The 17,719-nt window shown below is 41.7% G+C and carries 22 protein-coding genes; 15 read left to right on the forward strand and 7 right to left on the reverse strand.

What is annotated here, in order from left to right; translation table 11 throughout:
- The first annotated feature begins 31 nt into the window (after positions 1 to 31).
- Entirely contained in the window at positions 32 to 1,078 is a 1,047-nt protein-coding gene (gene mutY / locus CLV57_RS18010; RefSeq protein WP_100342765.1) for an A/G-specific adenine glycosylase, read from the forward strand.
- Between the two features lie 25 nt (positions 1,079 to 1,103).
- Entirely contained in the window at positions 1,104 to 1,532 is a 429-nt protein-coding gene (locus CLV57_RS18015; protein WP_245857103.1) for a single-stranded DNA-binding protein, read from the forward strand.
- A 59-nt stretch (positions 1,533 to 1,591) separates the two neighbouring features.
- Here the strand turns inward: CLV57_RS18015 and CLV57_RS18020 are convergent, their stop codons facing one another.
- From CLV57_RS18020 to CLV57_RS18030, 3 genes are read right to left on the reverse strand one after another with little or no spacing between them, the layout of a single operon-like run.
- Positions 1,592 to 2,635, reverse strand: a complete 1,044-nt coding sequence (locus tag CLV57_RS18020) for an adenylate/guanylate cyclase domain-containing protein (protein WP_211290092.1) — start codon at positions 2,633 to 2,635, stop codon at positions 1,592 to 1,594.
- Positions 2,628 to 3,011, reverse strand: a complete 384-nt coding sequence (locus CLV57_RS18025) for a response regulator (protein WP_100342767.1) — start codon at positions 3,009 to 3,011, stop codon at positions 2,628 to 2,630. The genes CLV57_RS18020 and CLV57_RS18025 overlap by 8 nt, the downstream gene beginning before the upstream one ends.
- A gap of 22 nt (positions 3,012 to 3,033) precedes the next feature.
- Entirely contained in the window at positions 3,034 to 4,341 is a 1,308-nt protein-coding gene (locus tag CLV57_RS18030; RefSeq protein ID WP_100342768.1) for a sensor histidine kinase, read from the reverse strand.
- A 117-nt stretch (positions 4,342 to 4,458) separates the two neighbouring features.
- On the opposite strand from CLV57_RS18030, the gene CLV57_RS18035 reads away from it, so the two are divergent.
- The 6 genes from CLV57_RS18035 (at position 4,459) to CLV57_RS18060 (ending at position 9,431) form a co-directional block, all read left to right on the forward strand.
- Positions 4,459 to 5,043 carry an HD domain-containing protein gene (locus CLV57_RS18035; RefSeq protein ID WP_100342769.1) on the forward strand — a complete coding sequence of 195 codons (585 nt, stop codon included), beginning with the start codon at positions 4,459 to 4,461 and terminating at the stop codon, positions 5,041 to 5,043.
- Positions 5,040 to 5,909 (forward strand): YitT family protein, encoded by an 870-nt coding sequence (locus CLV57_RS18040; RefSeq protein ID WP_100342770.1) that lies wholly within the window; start codon positions 5,040 to 5,042, stop codon positions 5,907 to 5,909. The genes CLV57_RS18035 and CLV57_RS18040 overlap by 4 nt, the downstream gene beginning before the upstream one ends.
- A 240-nt stretch (positions 5,910 to 6,149) precedes the next feature.
- A complete protein-coding gene (locus CLV57_RS18045) occupies positions 6,150 to 6,905 on the forward strand; it encodes a nucleotidyltransferase domain-containing protein (RefSeq protein ID WP_100342771.1) in 756 nt (251 codons plus the stop codon).
- Positions 6,902 to 7,966, forward strand: coding sequence for a DNA polymerase beta superfamily protein (locus CLV57_RS18050; protein WP_100342772.1), 1,065 nt, complete (start codon positions 6,902 to 6,904; stop codon positions 7,964 to 7,966). Before CLV57_RS18045 ends, CLV57_RS18050 begins: the two co-directional genes overlap by 4 nt.
- Before the next feature lie 437 nt (positions 7,967 to 8,403).
- Positions 8,404 to 8,877 (forward strand): ribonuclease H-like YkuK family protein, encoded by a 474-nt coding sequence (locus tag CLV57_RS18055; protein WP_100342773.1) that lies wholly within the window; start codon positions 8,404 to 8,406, stop codon positions 8,875 to 8,877.
- A gap of 74 nt (positions 8,878 to 8,951) precedes the next feature.
- A complete protein-coding gene (locus CLV57_RS18060) occupies positions 8,952 to 9,431 on the forward strand; it encodes an SRPBCC family protein (RefSeq protein WP_100342886.1) in 480 nt (159 codons plus the stop codon).
- A 1-nt stretch (position 9,432) separates the two neighbouring features.
- Here the strand turns inward: CLV57_RS18060 and CLV57_RS18065 are convergent, their stop codons facing one another.
- The 3 genes from CLV57_RS18065 to CLV57_RS18075 are packed head-to-tail and all read right to left on the reverse strand — an operon-like array spanning position 9,433 to position 11,276.
- Positions 9,433 to 9,765, reverse strand: a complete 333-nt coding sequence (locus CLV57_RS18065) for an MGMT family protein (RefSeq protein ID WP_100342774.1) — start codon at positions 9,763 to 9,765, stop codon at positions 9,433 to 9,435.
- A 3-nt stretch (positions 9,766 to 9,768) separates the two neighbouring features.
- The gene (gene trmB / locus CLV57_RS18070) at positions 9,769 to 10,419 is read right to left on the reverse strand and encodes a tRNA (guanosine(46)-N7)-methyltransferase TrmB (protein ID WP_100342775.1); all 651 of its coding nucleotides are present in this window, start codon (positions 10,417 to 10,419) and stop codon (positions 9,769 to 9,771) included.
- A gap of 44 nt (positions 10,420 to 10,463) precedes the next feature.
- Complete coding sequence (locus tag CLV57_RS18075) at positions 10,464 to 11,276, reverse strand: SDR family oxidoreductase (protein WP_100342776.1); 813 nt, start codon at positions 11,274 to 11,276, stop codon at positions 10,464 to 10,466.
- 140 nt (positions 11,277 to 11,416) lie between these two features.
- Between CLV57_RS18075 and CLV57_RS18080 the strand changes: the two genes are divergently transcribed.
- From CLV57_RS18080 to CLV57_RS18110, 7 genes are all read left to right on the forward strand, one after another.
- Positions 11,417 to 12,217, forward strand: coding sequence for a shikimate dehydrogenase family protein (locus CLV57_RS18080; protein WP_100342777.1), 801 nt, complete (start codon positions 11,417 to 11,419; stop codon positions 12,215 to 12,217).
- Positions 12,214 to 12,813: a gliding motility lipoprotein GldD gene (gldD, locus tag CLV57_RS18085; protein ID WP_100342778.1), complete on the forward strand. Its 600-nt coding sequence runs from the start codon at positions 12,214 to 12,216 to the stop codon at positions 12,811 to 12,813. Before CLV57_RS18080 ends, gldD begins: the two co-directional genes overlap by 4 nt.
- 308 nt (positions 12,814 to 13,121) lie before the next feature.
- Entirely contained in the window at positions 13,122 to 13,760 is a 639-nt protein-coding gene (locus tag CLV57_RS18090; RefSeq protein ID WP_100342779.1) for an MBL fold metallo-hydrolase, read from the forward strand.
- Positions 13,761 to 13,824: 64 nt separating this feature from the next.
- Complete coding sequence (locus CLV57_RS18095; RefSeq protein ID WP_100342780.1) at positions 13,825 to 15,051, forward strand: FtsX-like permease family protein; 1,227 nt, start codon at positions 13,825 to 13,827, stop codon at positions 15,049 to 15,051.
- Positions 15,052 to 15,060: 9 nt separating this feature from the next.
- Positions 15,061 to 15,435 carry a hypothetical protein gene (locus CLV57_RS18100; RefSeq protein WP_100342781.1) on the forward strand — a complete coding sequence of 125 codons (375 nt, stop codon included), beginning with the start codon at positions 15,061 to 15,063 and terminating at the stop codon, positions 15,433 to 15,435.
- Positions 15,436 to 15,503: 68 nt separating this feature from the next.
- Positions 15,504 to 15,875, forward strand: coding sequence for a 30S ribosome-binding factor RbfA (gene rbfA, locus CLV57_RS18105; RefSeq protein ID WP_100342782.1), 372 nt, complete (start codon positions 15,504 to 15,506; stop codon positions 15,873 to 15,875).
- Positions 15,876 to 15,878: 3 nt separating this feature from the next.
- On the forward strand, positions 15,879 to 16,547 hold the full coding sequence (locus tag CLV57_RS18110; protein WP_100342783.1) for an SGNH/GDSL hydrolase family protein: 669 nt from the start codon (positions 15,879 to 15,881) through the stop codon (positions 16,545 to 16,547).
- On the opposite strand, the gene CLV57_RS18115 is transcribed toward CLV57_RS18110, so the two are convergent.
- On the reverse strand, positions 16,544 to 17,677 hold the full coding sequence (locus CLV57_RS18115; RefSeq protein ID WP_211290093.1) for a DUF1624 domain-containing protein: 1,134 nt from the start codon (positions 17,675 to 17,677) through the stop codon (positions 16,544 to 16,546). The genes CLV57_RS18110 and CLV57_RS18115 overlap by 4 nt on opposite strands.
- Between the last annotated feature and the right edge of the window lie 42 nt (positions 17,678 to 17,719).

The following is a 17,719-nucleotide window of genomic DNA, read 5'->3' on the forward strand; positions in this document are numbered from 1 at the left end:
ATTAGCGCAATAACTCCTACTTTTGCAGGTTATGCATGTTCAACAAGAGCTTATAAACTGGTACCACGCTATTAAACGCGACCTGCCATGGCGCCATACAACCGACGCTTACACCATTTGGCTATCGGAAATTATTCTACAGCAAACCCGTGTAGAGCAGGGCTTGCCTTACTATCAGCGCTTTCTGGAAAAATATCCAACCGTTATAGATTTTGCCGCAGCACCAGAGGATGACATCTTAAAGCTTTGGCAGGGCCTTGGCTATTATTCAAGGGGGCGCAACATGTTAAAAACCGCAAAACAGGTGCAGGAAGAGTATAATGGTGTGTTCCCCACGAGTTATGATCAACTTATAAAACTAAAAGGCATAGGCGAATATACTGCCGCGGCCATATCGTCTTTTTCGGCTAACGAAGCCAGAGCTGTGTTAGACGGTAACGTTTACCGGGTGCTATCGCGCTACCTGGGCATAAGCCAACCTATTGACAGCACTACCGGCAAAAAAATATTCAGACAGGCCGCTGATGATTTCCTGAACGAGAAAGATCCGGCTGCTCATAACCAGGCCATGATGGAGTTGGGGGCGTTGGTATGCAAACCAAAGAATCCCGCCTGCGGCACTTGCCCCATCCGTATGGGTTGTTATGCATTTTTACACAACGCTGCCGGCAGCTTTCCCGTAAAAGCAAAAAAGATAAAAGTGAAGGAGCGGTTCTTCAATTATTTTTTGTTTGAAGATGAGAATGGGCGTATATTGATGAATAAACGTAGCGATAACGACATATGGGCCAATATGTACGACCTGCCTCTGATAGAAACCACGCATCAGTTAAGCATGGATGAATTAATCGCTTTACCCGAAGTGGTTGAAATATTCGGTAAGAAATTAATCATAACGAAATCTTCACCAATTATAAAACACGTGTTAACGCATCAGCATTTATATGTAAGGTTTGTTGTTTTGAAGCAAAAACCACTTACAATGCACCCTAACTGGGTTTTCATAGAAGTAGAAAATTTAAAAAAGATAGCGTTACCAAAGGTGATTTTTATATTTTTAGATAATTTTTTAAATTAGAAATAAACATCGTACTTTTAGAGCCATGTCAGGAATAAACAAAGTGATTCTGGTTGGCCACTTAGGCAAGGATCCGGAAATTAGATATTTAGAAGGGGGCGTATCTGTGGCAAGCTTCCCTTTGGCTACCTCTGAAACCTATAATAAAGACGGCAAAAAGGTTGAACAAACCGAATGGCATAACATAGTGCTTTGGCGCAGCCTGGCTGATGTTGCAGCCAAATTTTTGCAAAAAGGAAAGCTGGTTTACATTGAAGGTAAACTACGCACCCGCTTTTTTGAAGACAAAGAGGGGATAAAAAAATACACTACTGAGATAGTGGCAGAAAACTTTACGCTATTAGGCCGCAAAACTGATTTTGAACAGGAAGGCTACGTAAAACAGGGAGCTAAAATAAGCGAGGGCCAACCTACATTTGAGGGAAGTGGAGACCCAGACGATCTACAATTCTAAACCAAGTATAAACCAATGAGAAAGGCCCCGTTGCGATTGCTTCGGGGCCTTTTTAATTTTTATTCCAGTACCTGGTATATTATAAATGGATTAGCCTTGTTTTTAAGCGTAACCTCACCAATACGCTCACAACTGAAAGATTCCTTAGCTTTCTCATAAGCCTGCTCTGTAATTACTATTTGCCCTGGCTTGGCAACAGACTGTAAGCGCTGCGCTAGGTTCACGGCATCCCCTACCACTGTATAGTCTAAGCGTTTAAGCGAAGCTGAACCAATATTGCCCGTGATCATCTCGCCCGAGTTGATCCCTACGGAAATATTGGCCTCAAAAGTTTTATCGCCTACTTGCAATGCCGGTACCGAACTCATTTGCTTGCGCACCGCAAGAGCGGTATCAATGGCCCTGTCCAGATGGTAATCACCACGGAAAACGGCCATCACGGCATCGCCCATAAATTTATCAACACGGCCTCCTTGTGTTATAATCTCTTTTACAATCTTGTCAAACAAGCCGTTTAGCATTTCAACCACCGTGTTAACCGGCACCTGCTCTGTTATAGAAGTAAAACCGCTCACATCCATAAACATTACCGTGCCCTCGGTCAGTTCGTTTTTAAGAAGGCCATTTTCAAACTCTTTGTGCGTCATGAAATTCAGCACATTCTCATCCACATACATCTTAAGTATGTTATTTTCTTTTATGGCCTTGATGGTTTCCTGCAATTGCTTAACATGCTCAATTGTTTTTTGCATGGTAAGGTCCAGGTCATCAAAATCAACAGGCTTGCATACAAAGTCAAACGCGCCACGGTTCATGGCAGCACGTATGTTCTGCATATCGCCATAAGCCGATACCATTACAGCCTTAAGCATAGGGTTAGCATCGGGCAGGCGGCCAAGCAATGTAAGGCCATCCATTATAGGCATGTTGATATCGCTCAATACAATATCAATATCGTTGTGCTCATCTATTTTGGCCAGCGCTTCCTCGCCGTTTTGCGCAAACACAAACTCATAAACGTTCTCGCGAATCTTCTTCCTGAATTTTTGCTTTACCAGTATCTCCAGGTCTGCCTCATCATCTACAACCAGTATTTTAGCCATTATGCAGTACAGTATTTAGTTTTTCTTTCAGTATGTTAAAATCAAGCGGCTTGGTCAAAAAGTCATTGGCCCCTCTTTGCAAGGCGCTGTTTTTGTTCTCTTCGTCGCCGTAAGCGGTTATCATCATCACCAGGGGCGGCGGGTTATCATAGTCCTCACGTATTTTTACCAGCAGATCCAAGCCGCTCATGCCGGGCATGTTAATGTCTGACAGGATCAGCACCACTTCCGAGTGTTTTTCTTCCAGATAAGTCAGGGCCTCTTCGCCCGAAAAGGCAAAGTCAAAATCAAGTTCATGATTTTTGATTTCTTTACGGAAACGCTGCAAAAAAAGCGGCTGTACGTCCGCCTCATCATCTACAACCAATATCTTCATAAGCGTTTAAATATAGCAATTATCAGGCAATGGGCAGTTCAATTGTAAAGGTTGAGCCTTCGCCTTCGGCAGATTCAATGTCAATGTTACCGCCATGTCCTTTCACAATAATATCATAACTTAATGAAAGGCCCAGCCCGGTACCCTCGCCTGTAGGCTTGGTAGTAAAAAAGGGCTGCATTATTTTATCCCTTATTTCATCGGGGATACCTGTACCATTATCTTTCACTTTAATGATCACGTCCTCTGCAGTAAAAGTAGTGGTTACTTCAAGCAAGGGCTTAAAATCTGCACCAGCCGTTTTTTGCTTTTGCCTTACCGCGTAAAACGCGTTGGTAAACAGATTAAGTAATACCCTGCCAACATCTTGCGGTACAACATTAATGAAAGGCATACCATCGGCAAAATGTGTTATCATTTCGGCATTAAAGCTTTTGTCTTTAGCGCGCAATCCGTGATAAGCCAAGCGGAGGTACTCATCAGCCAGATTGTTGATGTTCACCTTTTCTTTTTGGCCTGTGCTGGCACGGCTATGTTGCAACATGCCTTTAACAATACTGTCGGCACGTTTACCATGGTGTATAATTTTTTCAAGGTTTTGTTTAAGGTCGCCGGCAATGGCAATGGCTTCTTCGGTATCGCCCTTGTTCAGCTCCTCCTCCATTTCATCAATCAGTTCCGTACTTACATCAGCGAAGTTGTTGACAAAGTTAAGCGGGTTTTGTATCTCGTGGGCTATACCTGCTGTAAGCTCGCCTAACGAGGCCAGTTTTTCGGCCTGTATCAATTGCTGTTGCGTGGTTTGCAACAGTTCAATAGCTTTTTCAAGTTCTTGTTTTTGGAGGGTCAGCTCGGCAGTACGCTCCGCCACCAGGCGGTCAAGCTCAAGGTTTTGGGCTTTAACTATGCGTAATTCTTCCCGTTGTTTTTTTGAAGCTGCCCAACGACTCATTATCCAAACAAAAGCCGCTACTACCGGCAAAGCAAAATACTCGCCGTACTCCTCATAAAAATCAGGCAGTATAAGTTTTACCAGTATAATTATAACGCCTGTTGCTATAAGCGGGTAATGCGACTCGAAATAACCTCTAAAACCCTTAAATTCGTCTTGCTTGTTGAGGTACCAAATAGATCCGAACAGCAATGCATCGCCTATAATAAGCAGCGGTATGCCCCTCAAAATATTCTCTAAAAAAGCATAGATTAATATCGCACCTATCTGCCCGAAATTGAATATGGTGCGCCACCGTTCTTGCAAAGGTGTCCCTTTAATGGCGCGGTTAAGCCAGTTAAACAATAAAAAGGCAGCCAAAAAGAAGAAAAAAGTCATTTACCGTTGCTTATATATGTGCTAAATATAGCTAATTATTGCTTTACGGGCAAAGAGGGCAGTGGTACACGCACATGCTGAACATTTTATATATTAGCCCCCCTGTTTAAACCAATTATGCGATCTGCAACCGCCGGTGAATTTATTATTGCGAAACTGGAGCGTGACCTGCCAGCTTATTTTTGTTATCATAACGATATGCATACCCGAGACGTACATGCCGCCGCGCTTCGATTGGCCGAAGGTGAAAGTATCAGTCCTCAACAAACAGACCTATTATTGGCGGCTGCCTGGTACCACGACTCGGGGTTTTTAATCACTAACGAGGGGCACGAAGAACAATCGTGCAAATTAGCGATTGAACATTTGCCTGCTGCCGGTTATAATGCCGAAGAAATTGAAACCATATGCCATATTATACACGCTACCCGCCTTCCACAATCGCCACAAGATAATTTAGGTGAGATAATTGCTGATGCTGATCTGGATTATTTGGGCCGCGATGATTTTTTTACCATAAGCGATAAGTTGTATAACGAACTATTGCTAACCGCAAAAGTAAAAACCCGCGAAGAATGGGACCGAATGCAGATTGATTTTATGCGACAGCATCAATATTTCACAAAAACAGCTATAAATACCCGACAAGCGCAAAAAGAGCTTAACTTAGCAGCAATAAAAGCCCGTTTACATACTACATGAAAAATAAACTCATACCACAGTGGCTAACTGATGTTTTTTATACGGTAGCAGGTATTTTGTTTTGCAGCTTCGCCCTTAAAAGCTTTTTGGTTCCTAACAGTTTTTTTGACGGCGGTGTTACCGGTATATCACTGCTGATACACGAAACCTACCATTACAATATTGCTTACGTAATTGTGCTGGCCAACCTGCCTTTTATTGTAATGGGTGCTTACCAGGTTAGTCGCAGGTTTGCGCTAAAAACACTGGCTGCTGTTATTGCTTTGGGTTTAGCGCTGTTACTCATTCCGTTTGAGCCCGTTACCAGCGATAAGTTGTTGGTATCCATCTTCGGTGGTGTGTTTATGGGTATAGGTGTGGGTTTGGCCATGCGTGGGGGCTGCGCGTTAGATGGCATTGAAGTTTTAGCGCTTTATACAGGTAAACGCATCAGCTTTACCATTAGCGAGATCATTTTGGGCATTAACATTATTATCTTCCTGATAGCGGGTATAAAAATGGGGTTGCCTACCGCGCTTTATTCTATACTGACCTATTATACAGCATCGCGCACCATCAACTTTGTTATTGAAGGTTTGGAAGAATATACAGGGGTTACCATTATATCTGGCCAAAGCGAAGTTATTAAGCGTGAACTGGTAATGAACCTTGGCCGTGGCATTACCGTTTACAAAGGCGAGCGCGGCTTTTTAAAAGAGAGCTTTGATGTTAGCCACCCGGTTGACATCATCTATACCGTTGTTACCCGCCTGGAAGTACGCCGCTTGCGCAACATTGTACATGATATAGACCCGCGCGCGTTCATCTTTACCGGCATTATTAAAGAAGCCGCCGGTGGAGTGCTGAAGAGACGGGCAAGGCATTAAGAAGTCTTTGTCGTCCTGAGCTACAGCGAAGGATCTTATAAAAGCGACAGGTAGACCGCTGGTTAGGCATAGTGTATAAGATATTTCGCTGCGCTCAATATGACAGACTATATTTAACACTACTATTTGGCTAAAGCTCCTGTCTTTTATTTATTTCTCCGTTGATTAAAACCAACGGCAATTAAGCCATAGAAAACTTTGACGTCAAATGTTGCCGTCGTATTTTAATCTAACCGCAACATGAAAGAAATCATTTTAAATAAGCTCTTAGAGTTAGAGCAGCGCGAAAGCATAAAAATTTTATACGCGTGCGAGTCAGGAAGCAGAGCCTGGGGGTTTGAATCACCGGATAGTGATTTTGATGTACGCTTTATTTATGCTCACAACAATAATAAGTATTTAAGTATAACTGAACCGCCCGATGTGCTTGGATTGCCCGTTAACGAAGTTTTGGATATTGGAGGTTGGGACTTAAAAAAGGCGCTGAAACTTTTTCTTAAATCAAACGGGCCATTATACGAGTGGTTACAGTCGCCCATTATTTATCAGCAAGATGAAGGTTTTGTAAGTGAAATAAAAAAGTTAATGCCAGCTTACTATTCTTTACGTGCCGGTGCTAACCATTATTTATCTATGGCGCATAACACCTACAGAGACGATTTGCAGGCGAATAAGGTTAAACTTAAACGCTACTTCTACGCGCTCAGACCTTTACTGGCATGTTTATGGATAATTGAGAAACAAAACGTTCCGCCCATGGAGTTTGCGCCATTGCGGGTGTTAATAAAAGATGATTTGATACAGAAAACCATAGACGACTTGTTGATCAAAAAAAGTGCTGCAGACGAAAAAGCATACATATCACCGGTTGAACAATTAAATGAATGGCTAAAAGTAACGCTTGAGTACTGCCGCACAAAAGTGCCTTTGCTATCATCAAATAAACGGGGCGTTGAGGAATTGAACGTGCTTTTCAGAAAACACATAGCATCATGACTTTTGAAGAGCTTAAGCAAAGTAATAACCTGTTACTGCTTGATTGCATAAGCGGAAGTACGGCATACAATCTTAATACGGAACATTCCGACCTGGATAAAAAGGGTGTATTTATAACTCCAAAAACAACCTTGTTTGGCTTTGAACAACAAACACAAATAGCGAGTGCCCGTAATGATGAAGTTTATTTTGAAGTCGGACGATTTATAGATCTGCTAACTAAAAACAACCCTAATATACTGGAACTGCTGAGTACGCCCGCGGAGTTTGTATTATACAGGCATCCGTTGATGGATTTGGTAAAGCCGAAGCAATTTCTTTCAAAACTTTGTCTTAACACATTTGCAGGTTATGCTTATACGCAGATCAAAAAAGCAAAAGGTTTAAACAAGAAAATAAATCAACCACTTCCGGTTGAACGGAAGTCGGTTTTAGACTTTTGCTATGTTATATATAACAACGGGAGTATTTCTTTGCAACAATGGTTAAAGCTAAATTGGCTTGATCAGGCAGAATGTGGACTGGTGAGTGTCGATCATTTCAGAAATGTTTACTTATTGTACAGCAGTAAGCAGCTTAGCGCAGGCAATTTACGCGGGATAGTTTCCGGACAAGATGCAAACGATGTGCAGTTGAGCCAGGTTCCGAAAGGTATTAACCATTTAGCTGTAATGAGTTTTAATAAGGATGGTTATTCCATGTATTGCCGCGAATACAGAGAGTACAAGGAATGGGAAGAAAACCGAAATGAAGAACGTTTTAGAAGTACATTATCTCATGGCAAGAGTTACGATGCAAAGAATATGATGCACACCATCCGATTGCTAAACATGGCTGAAGAAATTGCCATTCATCAACAGATATTTGTAGAGCGAACAGACCGTGAGTTTTTATTAAGCATACGAAGAGGGGAATTTGAGTTTGCCGAACTCATGGTAATGATTGAAAAAAAGATGAAAAGAATAGAAGCGGCATACGCCATTTCAAACTTACCCGAGCGTCCGGATACCCTGGAAGCAGAACGCATATTGGTAGAAATAAGAGAAAATTACTACCGTTAATATTCCCCTCCTCAACTAATCACGTTTTGTTACACAAACAACACACAAAAGGTCTCTTCTAAAAGATAGCTGTAAATCAAATCTTTAACGCTGATTTACAGCTATACTTACCTACTTAAAAGTTGTTACAACTTGTTTCACAATTGATTTTTAAAGTATTGGTAGCAAGCCGTTTACCACCTAAACGCGTTACAGGCGTTTCATCCATTACATATATTTCTGTGAAACAAAACACTTGCCTTCCGTCAGGACGCTCTTAGCGTTATCTCCTTTATAACCTAACCATCCCCAAACAGGTAAATCGATTCTAATCTGTTGATATTTAGCACAATGTTAACAAATAAATGATGCAGCATTTACCTTAATGTGAATGTTAATGCCTTATTTTTATAAACCTCAGTCCAAGGTTTGCGAATATTCATCTCAAATTATCGTTTATGACCTGGAGAAAATTTAGCGGCGAGATCATCCAATCGCCAATTATTGAAGAAGTAGAGCAGGCAATTGAGCGCGAAAGCCTGTTAGGCAACAAGCTTAAAGTATGCATTGGTACCGACTCGCAGGTAAAAGGCACCGTTACCGACTTTGCTACCGTTATTGTGTTTTTACGCGAGGCACGCGGTGGTTTTATGTTCATCCACCAGGAGCGCAGCACCCAAAAAATGAGCATTAAGGAGCGCATGTTAAGCGAAGTGCAAAAGTCTATTGATACTGCGTACAGTCTTTGTGATCTGCTTGACCTCTATGATGTTGACCTGGAAGTACATGCCGACATTAACACTAACCCAATGTTCAAGTCAAATCAGGCACTGCATGAGGCTATGGGCTATATTTTGAGCATGGGCTTTGTATTTAAGGCTAAGCCAGAAGCGTTTGCCAGCTCATACTGCGCCAATAAGATAGTGCAGTAGGCGGCAGATATTCCTAATAGCGCTAAAAATATGCCTATTACAATCATTGGCTAAATTTTTGTGCAAATTTGGGTGTGAAAACTTACCATCTAAAATTTGAGCAGAAGCTGCCTATCCCTTTAGCCGAAACATGGGACTTTTTTACATCGCCCTTAAATCTGGCTAAAATAACGCCTAAAGAAATGGCTTTTAAGGTGACGTCGCCTTTTACACCGGAGACAAAGATCTATCCGGGCATGATCATCACTTATAAAGTGTCGCCGGTACTGGGAATCAAACTTAACTGGATGACGGAGATCACCCATGTTAAGGATATGGAATACTTTATTGACGAGCAACGTTTTGGCCCTTACGCCCTATGGCACCATCAACACCATTTTAAGGAAATAAAGGGTGGCGTTCTAATGACCGACATTTTAAACTACGCCATACCCTACGGACCGATAGGCACATTAGCTAACGCCTTATTTGTAGGCAAAGAAGTACAAAAGATATTCACCTACCGCGAGAAAGCCATTAACGAAATGTTCGGCGTGTATAAAGAGCAGGAGTAGCTTATAAAGCCAGTTCTATGGACGGGTCCCAAAATACGGTTTTAAAATCTTGTACCTGGTCGTCTTTAACTTTTATACCCTCGGCCTCTAACAGACGCTGCATGGTATCACCGCCAAAATGAGCTTTGGCAGTTAATAAGCCTTGTCTGTTTACTACCCTATGTGCAGGCACAGGAGGATGAGCTGCGCCCGACGCTTGCATAGCATAACCCACCATGCGCGAAGAGCCTTTGGTACCCAGGTAATGCGCTATAGCTCCATATGATGTAACCCGGCCGGCTGGTATCTGGCGGGCAACATCATACACGTTATCAAAAAAGCTATAGTCGGGCATGGTTTATTCAAACGAGAATTTGAGATAATTGATGTTTTTATTATCAGCAAGATATTTTCTTTCGTAGTAGGTTTTGATAGATAATACCTCATCTGCAAACTCCGAGTTATAAAGATCTTCCGTTCTTACTTGTAGTTTTAAACCTAACTCTTCAATTTTTTCGGCAGTGTAAGCATGTAAACCGTCGTTATCTGTTTTTAGGTTAACGACGCCACCCGACTTCAGTATCTCTTTATACTTATCTAAAAACCGCGGCGACGTAAGGCGTTTCTTCTCGCGACTCAACTGCGGCTGTGGGTCAGGGAAAGTGATCCATATCTCATCCACTTCGCCTGCTGCAAAATATTCGAGAATGGTTTCTATCTGTATGCGCAAAAAACCAACGTTATTAACGCCATCCTCTAAAGCTGTTTTAGCCCCGCGCCAAATGCGGTTACCTTTATAATCAATGCCTATAAAGTTTTTATCCGGAAACAGGCGCGCCAGGTTAACAGTATACTCACCTTTGCCGCAGGCCAGTTCTAAAACCAGCGGTTTATTATTCTTAAAAAAATCAGCTGCCCAGTTGCCTTTAAATGGCTTGCCGGCATCCAGCTGCACTACATTACTAAATGTTTCTACCTCGGCAAAACGCCTTAGTTTGTCTTTTCCCATACCCTCTCAATCTTCCTAGCAGAAGATCTTATTTTAAGATTTAACTACTTTATTCCGTAATGGTCAGCCATTAGTTTTTCAAACAAGCCGCCAGGCAACATTTTCTTTAGTGTAACCGCAATAGTTTGCCCAATAGCGCCTACTAAATACTGATGTTTAGGGCTTGATGTTGCCGCTATTTTAACCAGTTGCTTACCAATGGCCTGCGGATTAGCTCCTGCGGCCTCATCTTTCTCCATCCCTGCAACAGCGGCGTTATATTGCATGTTGAGCTGCGCGTTATCAACTGTAAAAAGTATTTTTTCGCGGTTGCTGCTAAAGTCTGATTTAAAATCGCCGGGATTAATGGTTACAACCTTAACCCCCGTTTTCAGCAGCTCCATACGCATACTTTCAGAATACCCTTCAATAGCATATTTAGATGCGCTGTACATGCTTTGGTAAGGCAAACCAAACAAACCACCTAACGAACTTATGTTAACCACGGTGCCACTGTTGCGTTTAAGCATCTCGGGTATTACCTTGCTGCACATGCGCACTACACCAAAAAAGTTAACCTCAAACTGCTGTTTAGCCTTGTCAACCGGCATAGCGTAAGCCGGGCCTGCAATACCGTTACCGGCGTTGTTAACCAACATATCAATTTTGCCTTCGGCCTTTATTACTTCCGCTACAGCGCTTTCGGCCGATTCATCGCTGGTAACATCAAGTTGTATCAGTTTGAACGGAAGGGCGTTCTTAACTTTATCAATATTACGGGTAGTACCGTAAACGGTGTGGCCTGCGTTATGCAGCGCGGTTGCGCTGGCCAGGCCAATGCCCGATGATGCGCCGGTAACCAAAATAACTTTGCTCATTTGGAGGTTTTTGTTTGAGGCTCAAATATAGCGTTTAGTTTGCAGTTGGGAGTTTGCTGTTAGCAGTACTTTTTATCTGCAACCTGCACGCAGAGAACTGCAAACTCCCAACTGCCAACTAAAATTGCTAATATTACGGCATGAAATATTACGGTTTGATTGGCTTTCCGCTTTCACATTCTTTTTCAAAAAAGTACTTTGCTGAAAAATTTAAAAGCGAGAACATTACAGATGCTGTGTATGACAATTACCCTTTAGAAAACATTGAAGGCTTGCAGGATCTGCTTGATGAAAACCCAAAACTTTGTGGTCTGAACGTTACTGTTCCACATAAAAAAAACGTATTACGCTTTTTAGATTGGGTAGAGCATGATGCGCGCAAGGCCGGTGCAGTTAATTGTATCAGAGTAATAAAGGAGAGCCCGGTTATGGCTGCTTTTTCGGGTGAAGTAGGTATTAAAGACCATGACTTCAGGCTGGAAGGTTATAATACTGATCTGTATGGCTTTGAAATGTCATTAAAGCCCTTACTTAAAAGACATCACGAAAAAGCGCTTATTTTAGGCGATGGCGGGGCTGCCCAGGCTGTTAAATGCACTTTAGAGAACCTGGAGATACCGTTTACCGTGGTTACCCGCAAGCCGGATGGCGATAATATTTTGTTTGATGATCTGAAACCGCATCATATCAAAAATCACAAACTCATTATTAATACTACTCCCTTGGGCACCTATCCTAATGTTGACGAGTTTCCGCCAATTCCATATGGAGCTATCACAGACGATCACCTGTTGTACGATCTGATCTATAACCCGGAAGAAACTGTATTTCTAAGAAAAGGTCGCGAACAGGGAGCCGCAACTAAAAACGGCTATGAAATGCTGCTTTTGCAGGCTGAAAAATCATGGGAGATCTGGAACTCGGAGGAGAAACATCCATGAAATGGTTCTTCCTGATATTTACCGCAATACTTTTTATTACCGCATGCAGCGGTGAAGAAGACTATGCACCCAAGCCACGTGGTTATTACCGCATTAACTTTCCGCAAAGGGCGTATCAGCAATATCAGTCTGATAATCCTTTTACCTTTCAATACCCCAAATATGCGGTGATGGAGCGCGATACACTGTCAAAATCATCAGGCAAATTATTGAATATGCAAACGCTGTTAAACATGCAGTTTCCACAGTTTAACGCCACTTTGCATTTGAGTTACGAGACCATCCCATCAAAAAAAATATTTGATGAGTTGATTGAAGACGCGCACAAGTTTGCCTTTAAACATACCGTTAAAGCAAGCAGCATTGATGAGGGCATTATTCGCTACCCCGACCGCAAAGTTTATGGTATTTATTATACCATTGACGGCAATGCGGCATCATCGGTACAATTCTATTTGACTGATAGCGTTAAGAATTATCTGCGAGGTGCTTTATATTTTAACAGCGAACCCCGTTTAGACTCCATCCAGCCTGTGCTTGACTTTGTTAAGCAGGATGTAGATGTGATGATAAAGAGTTTTAAATGGAAAAATTAGTTCGATATTACAAAAAAACAACTAGTCCAACACGCCATACTGTAATTTATTACAGTATAGCTATACCACTATTATTATTTGTTGAATGTTCGGGGGCTTTTAAAAGCGGACCATGTACTCCCAATTTAGACGTTTTACTTTTTTTGCTTGCATTAATTGTTACACCAGTCTTATTCGTAATTTCAACCGTGCAACTTATCAGAAAGGGCAAACTTTATCTTTTTTCATTTATTATACATCTGAGTGCCTTCTTTACTCTCGTAATTACGTTAATTATTTAAGGCATCGTAAATCAAAATATACCCCCAATGGCTGCTGTACAAATATTTCCCAATAACCCTTTCGAAGAGAATACTTATATAGTTTACGACGAGACCAACGAGTGCGTTATTATTGACCCGGGTATGTATACCGCGTCTGAACAGAATGTGGTGGTTAACTTTATTAAAGATAATAGTTTAAAACCCGTTGCATTGCTCAATACCCATTGCCATATTGACCACGTATTAGGTAACAAACTAATATTTGACCTGTACGGTTTAAAACCACGCTTTCACAAAGGCGAAATGGATGTGTTAGATGCGGTAATAGCCTATGCTCCACAATTTGGATTACGTTATGACGCTTCTCCCCTGCCTGATGAGTTTTTGACGAAAGACGGATGGGTGACATTTGGCAACTCAACCTTTCAGATCATTTTTTGCCCCGGCCATTCTCCGGCGCATGTGTGTTTTTACGATGAAAAAGCCAATCATTTAATTGGCGGCGATGTATTGTTCAGGGGTAGCATTGGTCGTACCGACCTGCCGGGCGGTAACCATCAGTTATTGATGAGTAACATACACGAAAAGTTATTTACCCTGCCTGATGATTGTGTGGTTTATCCGGGTCATGGCCCTGAAACCACCATTGGGTTTGAAAAACAATATAATCCATTCTTTAATTAGTAAACCACCTGCTTTTAACTTTTAATAAAGCTGATTTAGGTATTTTTGCAACAAAACACAACCATTGAATACGTCCATTTACATAGCTAAACGGTATCTTTTCTCAAAAAAGAAAACGCATGCTATCAATATAATTTCGGGCATTTCAATGGTGGGGGTTTTTATAGGCAGCGCTACACTTATCATTATCCTATCGGCATTTAACGGACTTGAAGATGTAATACTTAAACTATACAGCAACTTTACGCCCGAACTTAAGATTGAAGCACGTTTGGGTAAAACGTTTGACCCAAACACGCCGTATTTTAATTCTTTACGCAAGGACAGCCGCATATTCTCGTTCACCGAAGCGCTTGAAGAAAAAGGCATGGTAAAGTATAGGGACAAAAATTTCATTGCCAACATTAAAGGCATGAGCGATGATTTTTTGAAGAACAAAAACCTGGACAGCGCCATACAGGATGGTGGTTTTGTGCTAAACGCCGGCGGCAAACCGTTTGCAGTTATTGGCACTGCTGTGCAAACCAGTTTATCAGTAAACGTGCACGATGAAATGACCCCAATGGTTATTTATTCACCGAGGCGCACTACTGGCGCTTCTATCAGCCCGATGGATGAGTTTAAGGTGGCTAATATATACCCTTCGGGTGTGTTTTCCATACAACAGGAATTCGATGATATAGTGGTTGTATCGCTTGATTTTGCCAGAGAACTACTTGGCGAACCAAAACAGGTATCGTCCTTAGAACTAACCTATAAAGCCGGCTCCAATATTGATCGCATTCAGGAAGAAATAGAAGAAAAACTCGGCAATACGTTTATTGTAAAAAACCGGAATCAGCAAAATGTTGAACTCTACAAAACACTCAATTTTGAACGCTGGTCTATTTTCATGATCCTTACGTTTGTATTGGTGGTAGCTATATTTAACATAGTCGGCACCTTAACCATGTTGGTTATTGACAAGCGGCAGGACATTGCCATATTAACCAGCGTTGGCGCCAATAAGCGTTTGATACAGCGTATTTTCTTTTTTGAAGGAATGATGATAGCCATGACGGGATGTGTGATTGGCTTAGCTGTTGGCCTGGTGTTTTGCCTGCTGCAACAACGCTATGGCTTTATAAAAATGAGCGAGAATGTAACCATACTAACCAGCTATCCAATAAAACTTATAGTAAGTGATTTTGCACTCGTATTATTCACAGTTACAGTAATTTCTGTTATAGCATCAGCAATTAGCGCGCGTTTAAGTGTTAAAGGATTAGATGATATCAAACATGATTTGTAAATTTACAGCATGCGCAGTCTACATATATGTTACTTTGCTGGTTTACTTATCCTGTTATTTTCTATAGGAGCTTGTAATAACAAAAAGAATAAAACCAATAAACCGGTTGTTATTAAGGGCCTGTATAGCTTTGGGCCTGAAGCAGCACTATTTATCGACTGCAAAACCGGTAAAGAATACTGGACGGCTGATAGCTCCGCTAAACTGGAACTGCAATACTCACAATTAGGATTTGAAAAGCCTTACGAGTCGGTTTATATTGAAGTGGAGGGCGACATGACGCCTTCAGAAAAAGAAGGCCCCGAGTCGGCTTATGATAGTACGCTAACCGTCAGAAAATTGATACGCATCACGAAAGATATCCCCGGAGATATCTGTAAATAAAGCCTTAGCGCTTTAATGTAAATATTAAATAAAAACCCATTTGCCTGTTTGGCGTTAAATTATTTACTATGGAGTCAAAACGTCAACAAAAATTTGCCGGAGTAATTCAGGAAGATCTTGCGGCCATATTTCAGCGCGAAGGCATGAACTATTTGCCCAATACCCTGGTAACCATTACCAAAGTACGCGTTACGCCCGATCTGGCCATTGCCCGTGTGTTCTTGAGCTTTTTTAACAACAGCAACGTGGCACAGGCCTTACATACAGTTAAATCGCACGCCTCAGAAATACGATATAAGTTAGGCGCCCGCATTAAAGACCAGGTGAGGATAATACCTCAGCTCGAGTTTTTTGTGGATGATACCAACGAATACGTTGAGCGCATGGATAAAATATTTGATAAAATAAGTAAGGAAGAGCGCCAACCCGACAGCGAATAGTTTATGAAACGTTTTGCGCTGCTTTTCCTTGTTTTATGTGTATTTGCAGCCTGCAAAAAAAAGAAAGAGATTCCCTCTTATAAAGTATTGATACTGGGTAACAGCGTTACTTACTCCAGGGCTGACACCACATATAAGTGGACCGGCAATTGGGGCATGGCTGCTACCAGTGCCGACAAAGATTATGTGCATCTGTTTACCGAAGAATTAAAAAAGATAAACAGCAACAACGACGTAAGGATAAGAAACATAGCCCAATTTGAGGTTGAATTTGACACCTATAATGTTGCCGAAAATTTAAAAGACGAACTGGCCTATAATCCTGACCTGTTGATACTACGCATAGGCGAGAATGTAACACGTACCCAAGAAGGAGATCTGTTCGATCTAAAATATCAGGGCCTGATCAATTCTTTCAAAGCTAAAAATCCATCTATAAAAATACTGGCTGCAGGTTCGGTTTGGCCATACCGTGAATTAGCCAATGAAGTAATGAAGAAACATTCACAGTTCATTTCGTTAGACTTTTTGCAGTACGATACATCCAACTACGCTTACGGTCAGTTTGAAAATCCCGCTGTACAACCCCATCCTTCAGATAAAGGCATGGCTGCTATAGCCCGATATTTATTTGAGACGGTAAAACCAATGCTATATCCCGGCAATAATTAAAAATAGCTTAACCACCATTGGTTGTGCGTGCGTTTATATTGCATAAACCACCGGCACGGAAAATATAAAATAAAGATTACCAGCGCCCAAAGCAGGTAAACTACCGGAAGGCTGAAAGACAGGCCCTTTGTTGAGCCGCTAATTGCAGCTATCAATATCGCCAAACCATGTATAAGGTAAAGGTGCAGTATGTAGTAAAATAACGCTACCCTGCCGAAAAGCACAGCCACATTGGTTAAACTATTCTGTACATCTTCTAAAAACGAAAGCAGCAAAATTACCGGCCCTAAAGTGATGAGTAAATAGTCAAGTGATGGCGGATATTTAGATACATTGATGAATGATAATACAGTGCGTATCACGCTGCCCTGTTCCGTCCAAAGCGAAGGATCTCCATAAAAATTAAACGACCTGATGAGCACAAACAGCAATATAGCCGAACAGCCAATTAATCTTAAGTACTTTTTCCTTGTTGGTGCATCAATGGTATACAATTTTCCGAAGCCATAGCCTGCCATCATTACGCCTACCCATGGTATCAGCGGATAAAGTATAAATACATCTTCGCCAAAAAGCTTCACTACGCCCTGTACATGCAAAAAACTCCAGAGCGTGCTTTCCGCCCCGGTAAAATCAGTTGGCTTTAGCCGGTCAAATAGATCGTGCCCAAAGATCATGATCAAACCCAGGGCAGTAATAACGCTAACAGGTAAAAACACCATCACCCCTAACACGATCATGCTAACCCCTATGGCCCAAATTACCTGCAGAAAATAACCAAATCCCCAGCCCCAATGTATAATGGTAAGCTCCAGTATAATTAACCACAAGCCCCGAGACACCAAAAACTTACAGGCTTCCCATTTAGTTTTGCCCCTGCTGATGGATAAAAAGGCCCCTGTACCTGCCAGAAAAACAAATGTTGCCGCGCAATAATGTGTTATGAATCTTGTAAGAAACAGCGCGGTGGAAACGCGGGTAAGGTCTGTTGGATCGGCCGAAGAATCTGTGAAAAAATCACGGGTATGGTCAAGTGCCATTATGATCATTACAATGCCACGCACTATATCAATTGAATCAATACGTTTCTTGGCGATAGGGGCTACAGCATTCATAATGAGTGTTTTCACAAATATAATAAGTAGCAGCACTTTTATGCTATAACAGTAGCT

The sequence above is a fragment of the Mucilaginibacter auburnensis genome (assembly GCF_002797815.1).
Taxonomy (GTDB): Bacteria; Bacteroidota; Bacteroidia; order Sphingobacteriales; family Sphingobacteriaceae; genus Mucilaginibacter; species Mucilaginibacter auburnensis.

Excerpts from the sequence above, each read along its gene's own strand:
- CLV57_RS18035 (WP_100342769.1), top strand. The coding sequence starts at position 4,459 with ATGCGATCTGCAACCGCCGGTGAATTTATTATTGCGAAACTGGAGCGT.
- CLV57_RS18090 (WP_100342779.1), top strand. The coding sequence starts at position 13,122 with ATGGCTGCTGTACAAATATTTCCCAATAACCCTTTCGAAGAGAATACT.
- gldD (WP_100342778.1), top strand. The coding sequence starts at position 12,214 with ATGAAATGGTTCTTCCTGATATTTACCGCAATACTTTTTATTACCGCA.
- CLV57_RS18065 (WP_100342774.1), bottom strand. The coding sequence starts at position 9,765 with ATGCCCGACTATAGCTTTTTTGATAACGTGTATGATGTTGCCCGCCAG.
- CLV57_RS18020 (WP_211290092.1), bottom strand. The coding sequence starts at position 2,635 with ATGGCTAAAATACTGGTTGTAGATGATGAGGCAGACCTGGAGATACTG.
- mutY (WP_100342765.1), top strand. The coding sequence starts at position 32 with ATGCATGTTCAACAAGAGCTTATAAACTGGTACCACGCTATTAAACGC.
- CLV57_RS18110 (WP_100342783.1), top strand. The coding sequence starts at position 15,879 with ATGAAACGTTTTGCGCTGCTTTTCCTTGTTTTATGTGTATTTGCAGCC.
- CLV57_RS18015 (WP_245857103.1), top strand. The coding sequence starts at position 1,104 with ATGTCAGGAATAAACAAAGTGATTCTGGTTGGCCACTTAGGCAAGGAT.
- CLV57_RS18025 (WP_100342767.1), bottom strand. The coding sequence starts at position 3,011 with ATGAAGATATTGGTTGTAGATGATGAGGCGGACGTACAGCCGCTTTTT.
- CLV57_RS18040 (WP_100342770.1), top strand. The coding sequence starts at position 5,040 with ATGAAAAATAAACTCATACCACAGTGGCTAACTGATGTTTTTTATACG.
- trmB (WP_100342775.1), bottom strand. The coding sequence starts at position 10,419 with ATGGGAAAAGACAAACTAAGGCGTTTTGCCGAGGTAGAAACATTTAGT.
- CLV57_RS18050 (WP_100342772.1), top strand. The coding sequence starts at position 6,902 with ATGACTTTTGAAGAGCTTAAGCAAAGTAATAACCTGTTACTGCTTGAT.
- CLV57_RS18055 (WP_100342773.1), top strand. The coding sequence starts at position 8,404 with ATGACCTGGAGAAAATTTAGCGGCGAGATCATCCAATCGCCAATTATT.
- CLV57_RS18030 (WP_100342768.1), bottom strand. The coding sequence starts at position 4,341 with ATGACTTTTTTCTTCTTTTTGGCTGCCTTTTTATTGTTTAACTGGCTT.
- CLV57_RS18100 (WP_100342781.1), top strand. The coding sequence starts at position 15,061 with ATGCGCAGTCTACATATATGTTACTTTGCTGGTTTACTTATCCTGTTA.
- CLV57_RS18045 (WP_100342771.1), top strand. The coding sequence starts at position 6,150 with ATGAAAGAAATCATTTTAAATAAGCTCTTAGAGTTAGAGCAGCGCGAA.
- CLV57_RS18075 (WP_100342776.1), bottom strand. The coding sequence starts at position 11,276 with ATGAGCAAAGTTATTTTGGTTACCGGCGCATCATCGGGCATTGGCCTG.
- CLV57_RS18080 (WP_100342777.1), top strand. The coding sequence starts at position 11,417 with ATGAAATATTACGGTTTGATTGGCTTTCCGCTTTCACATTCTTTTTCA.
- rbfA (WP_100342782.1), top strand. The coding sequence starts at position 15,504 with ATGGAGTCAAAACGTCAACAAAAATTTGCCGGAGTAATTCAGGAAGAT.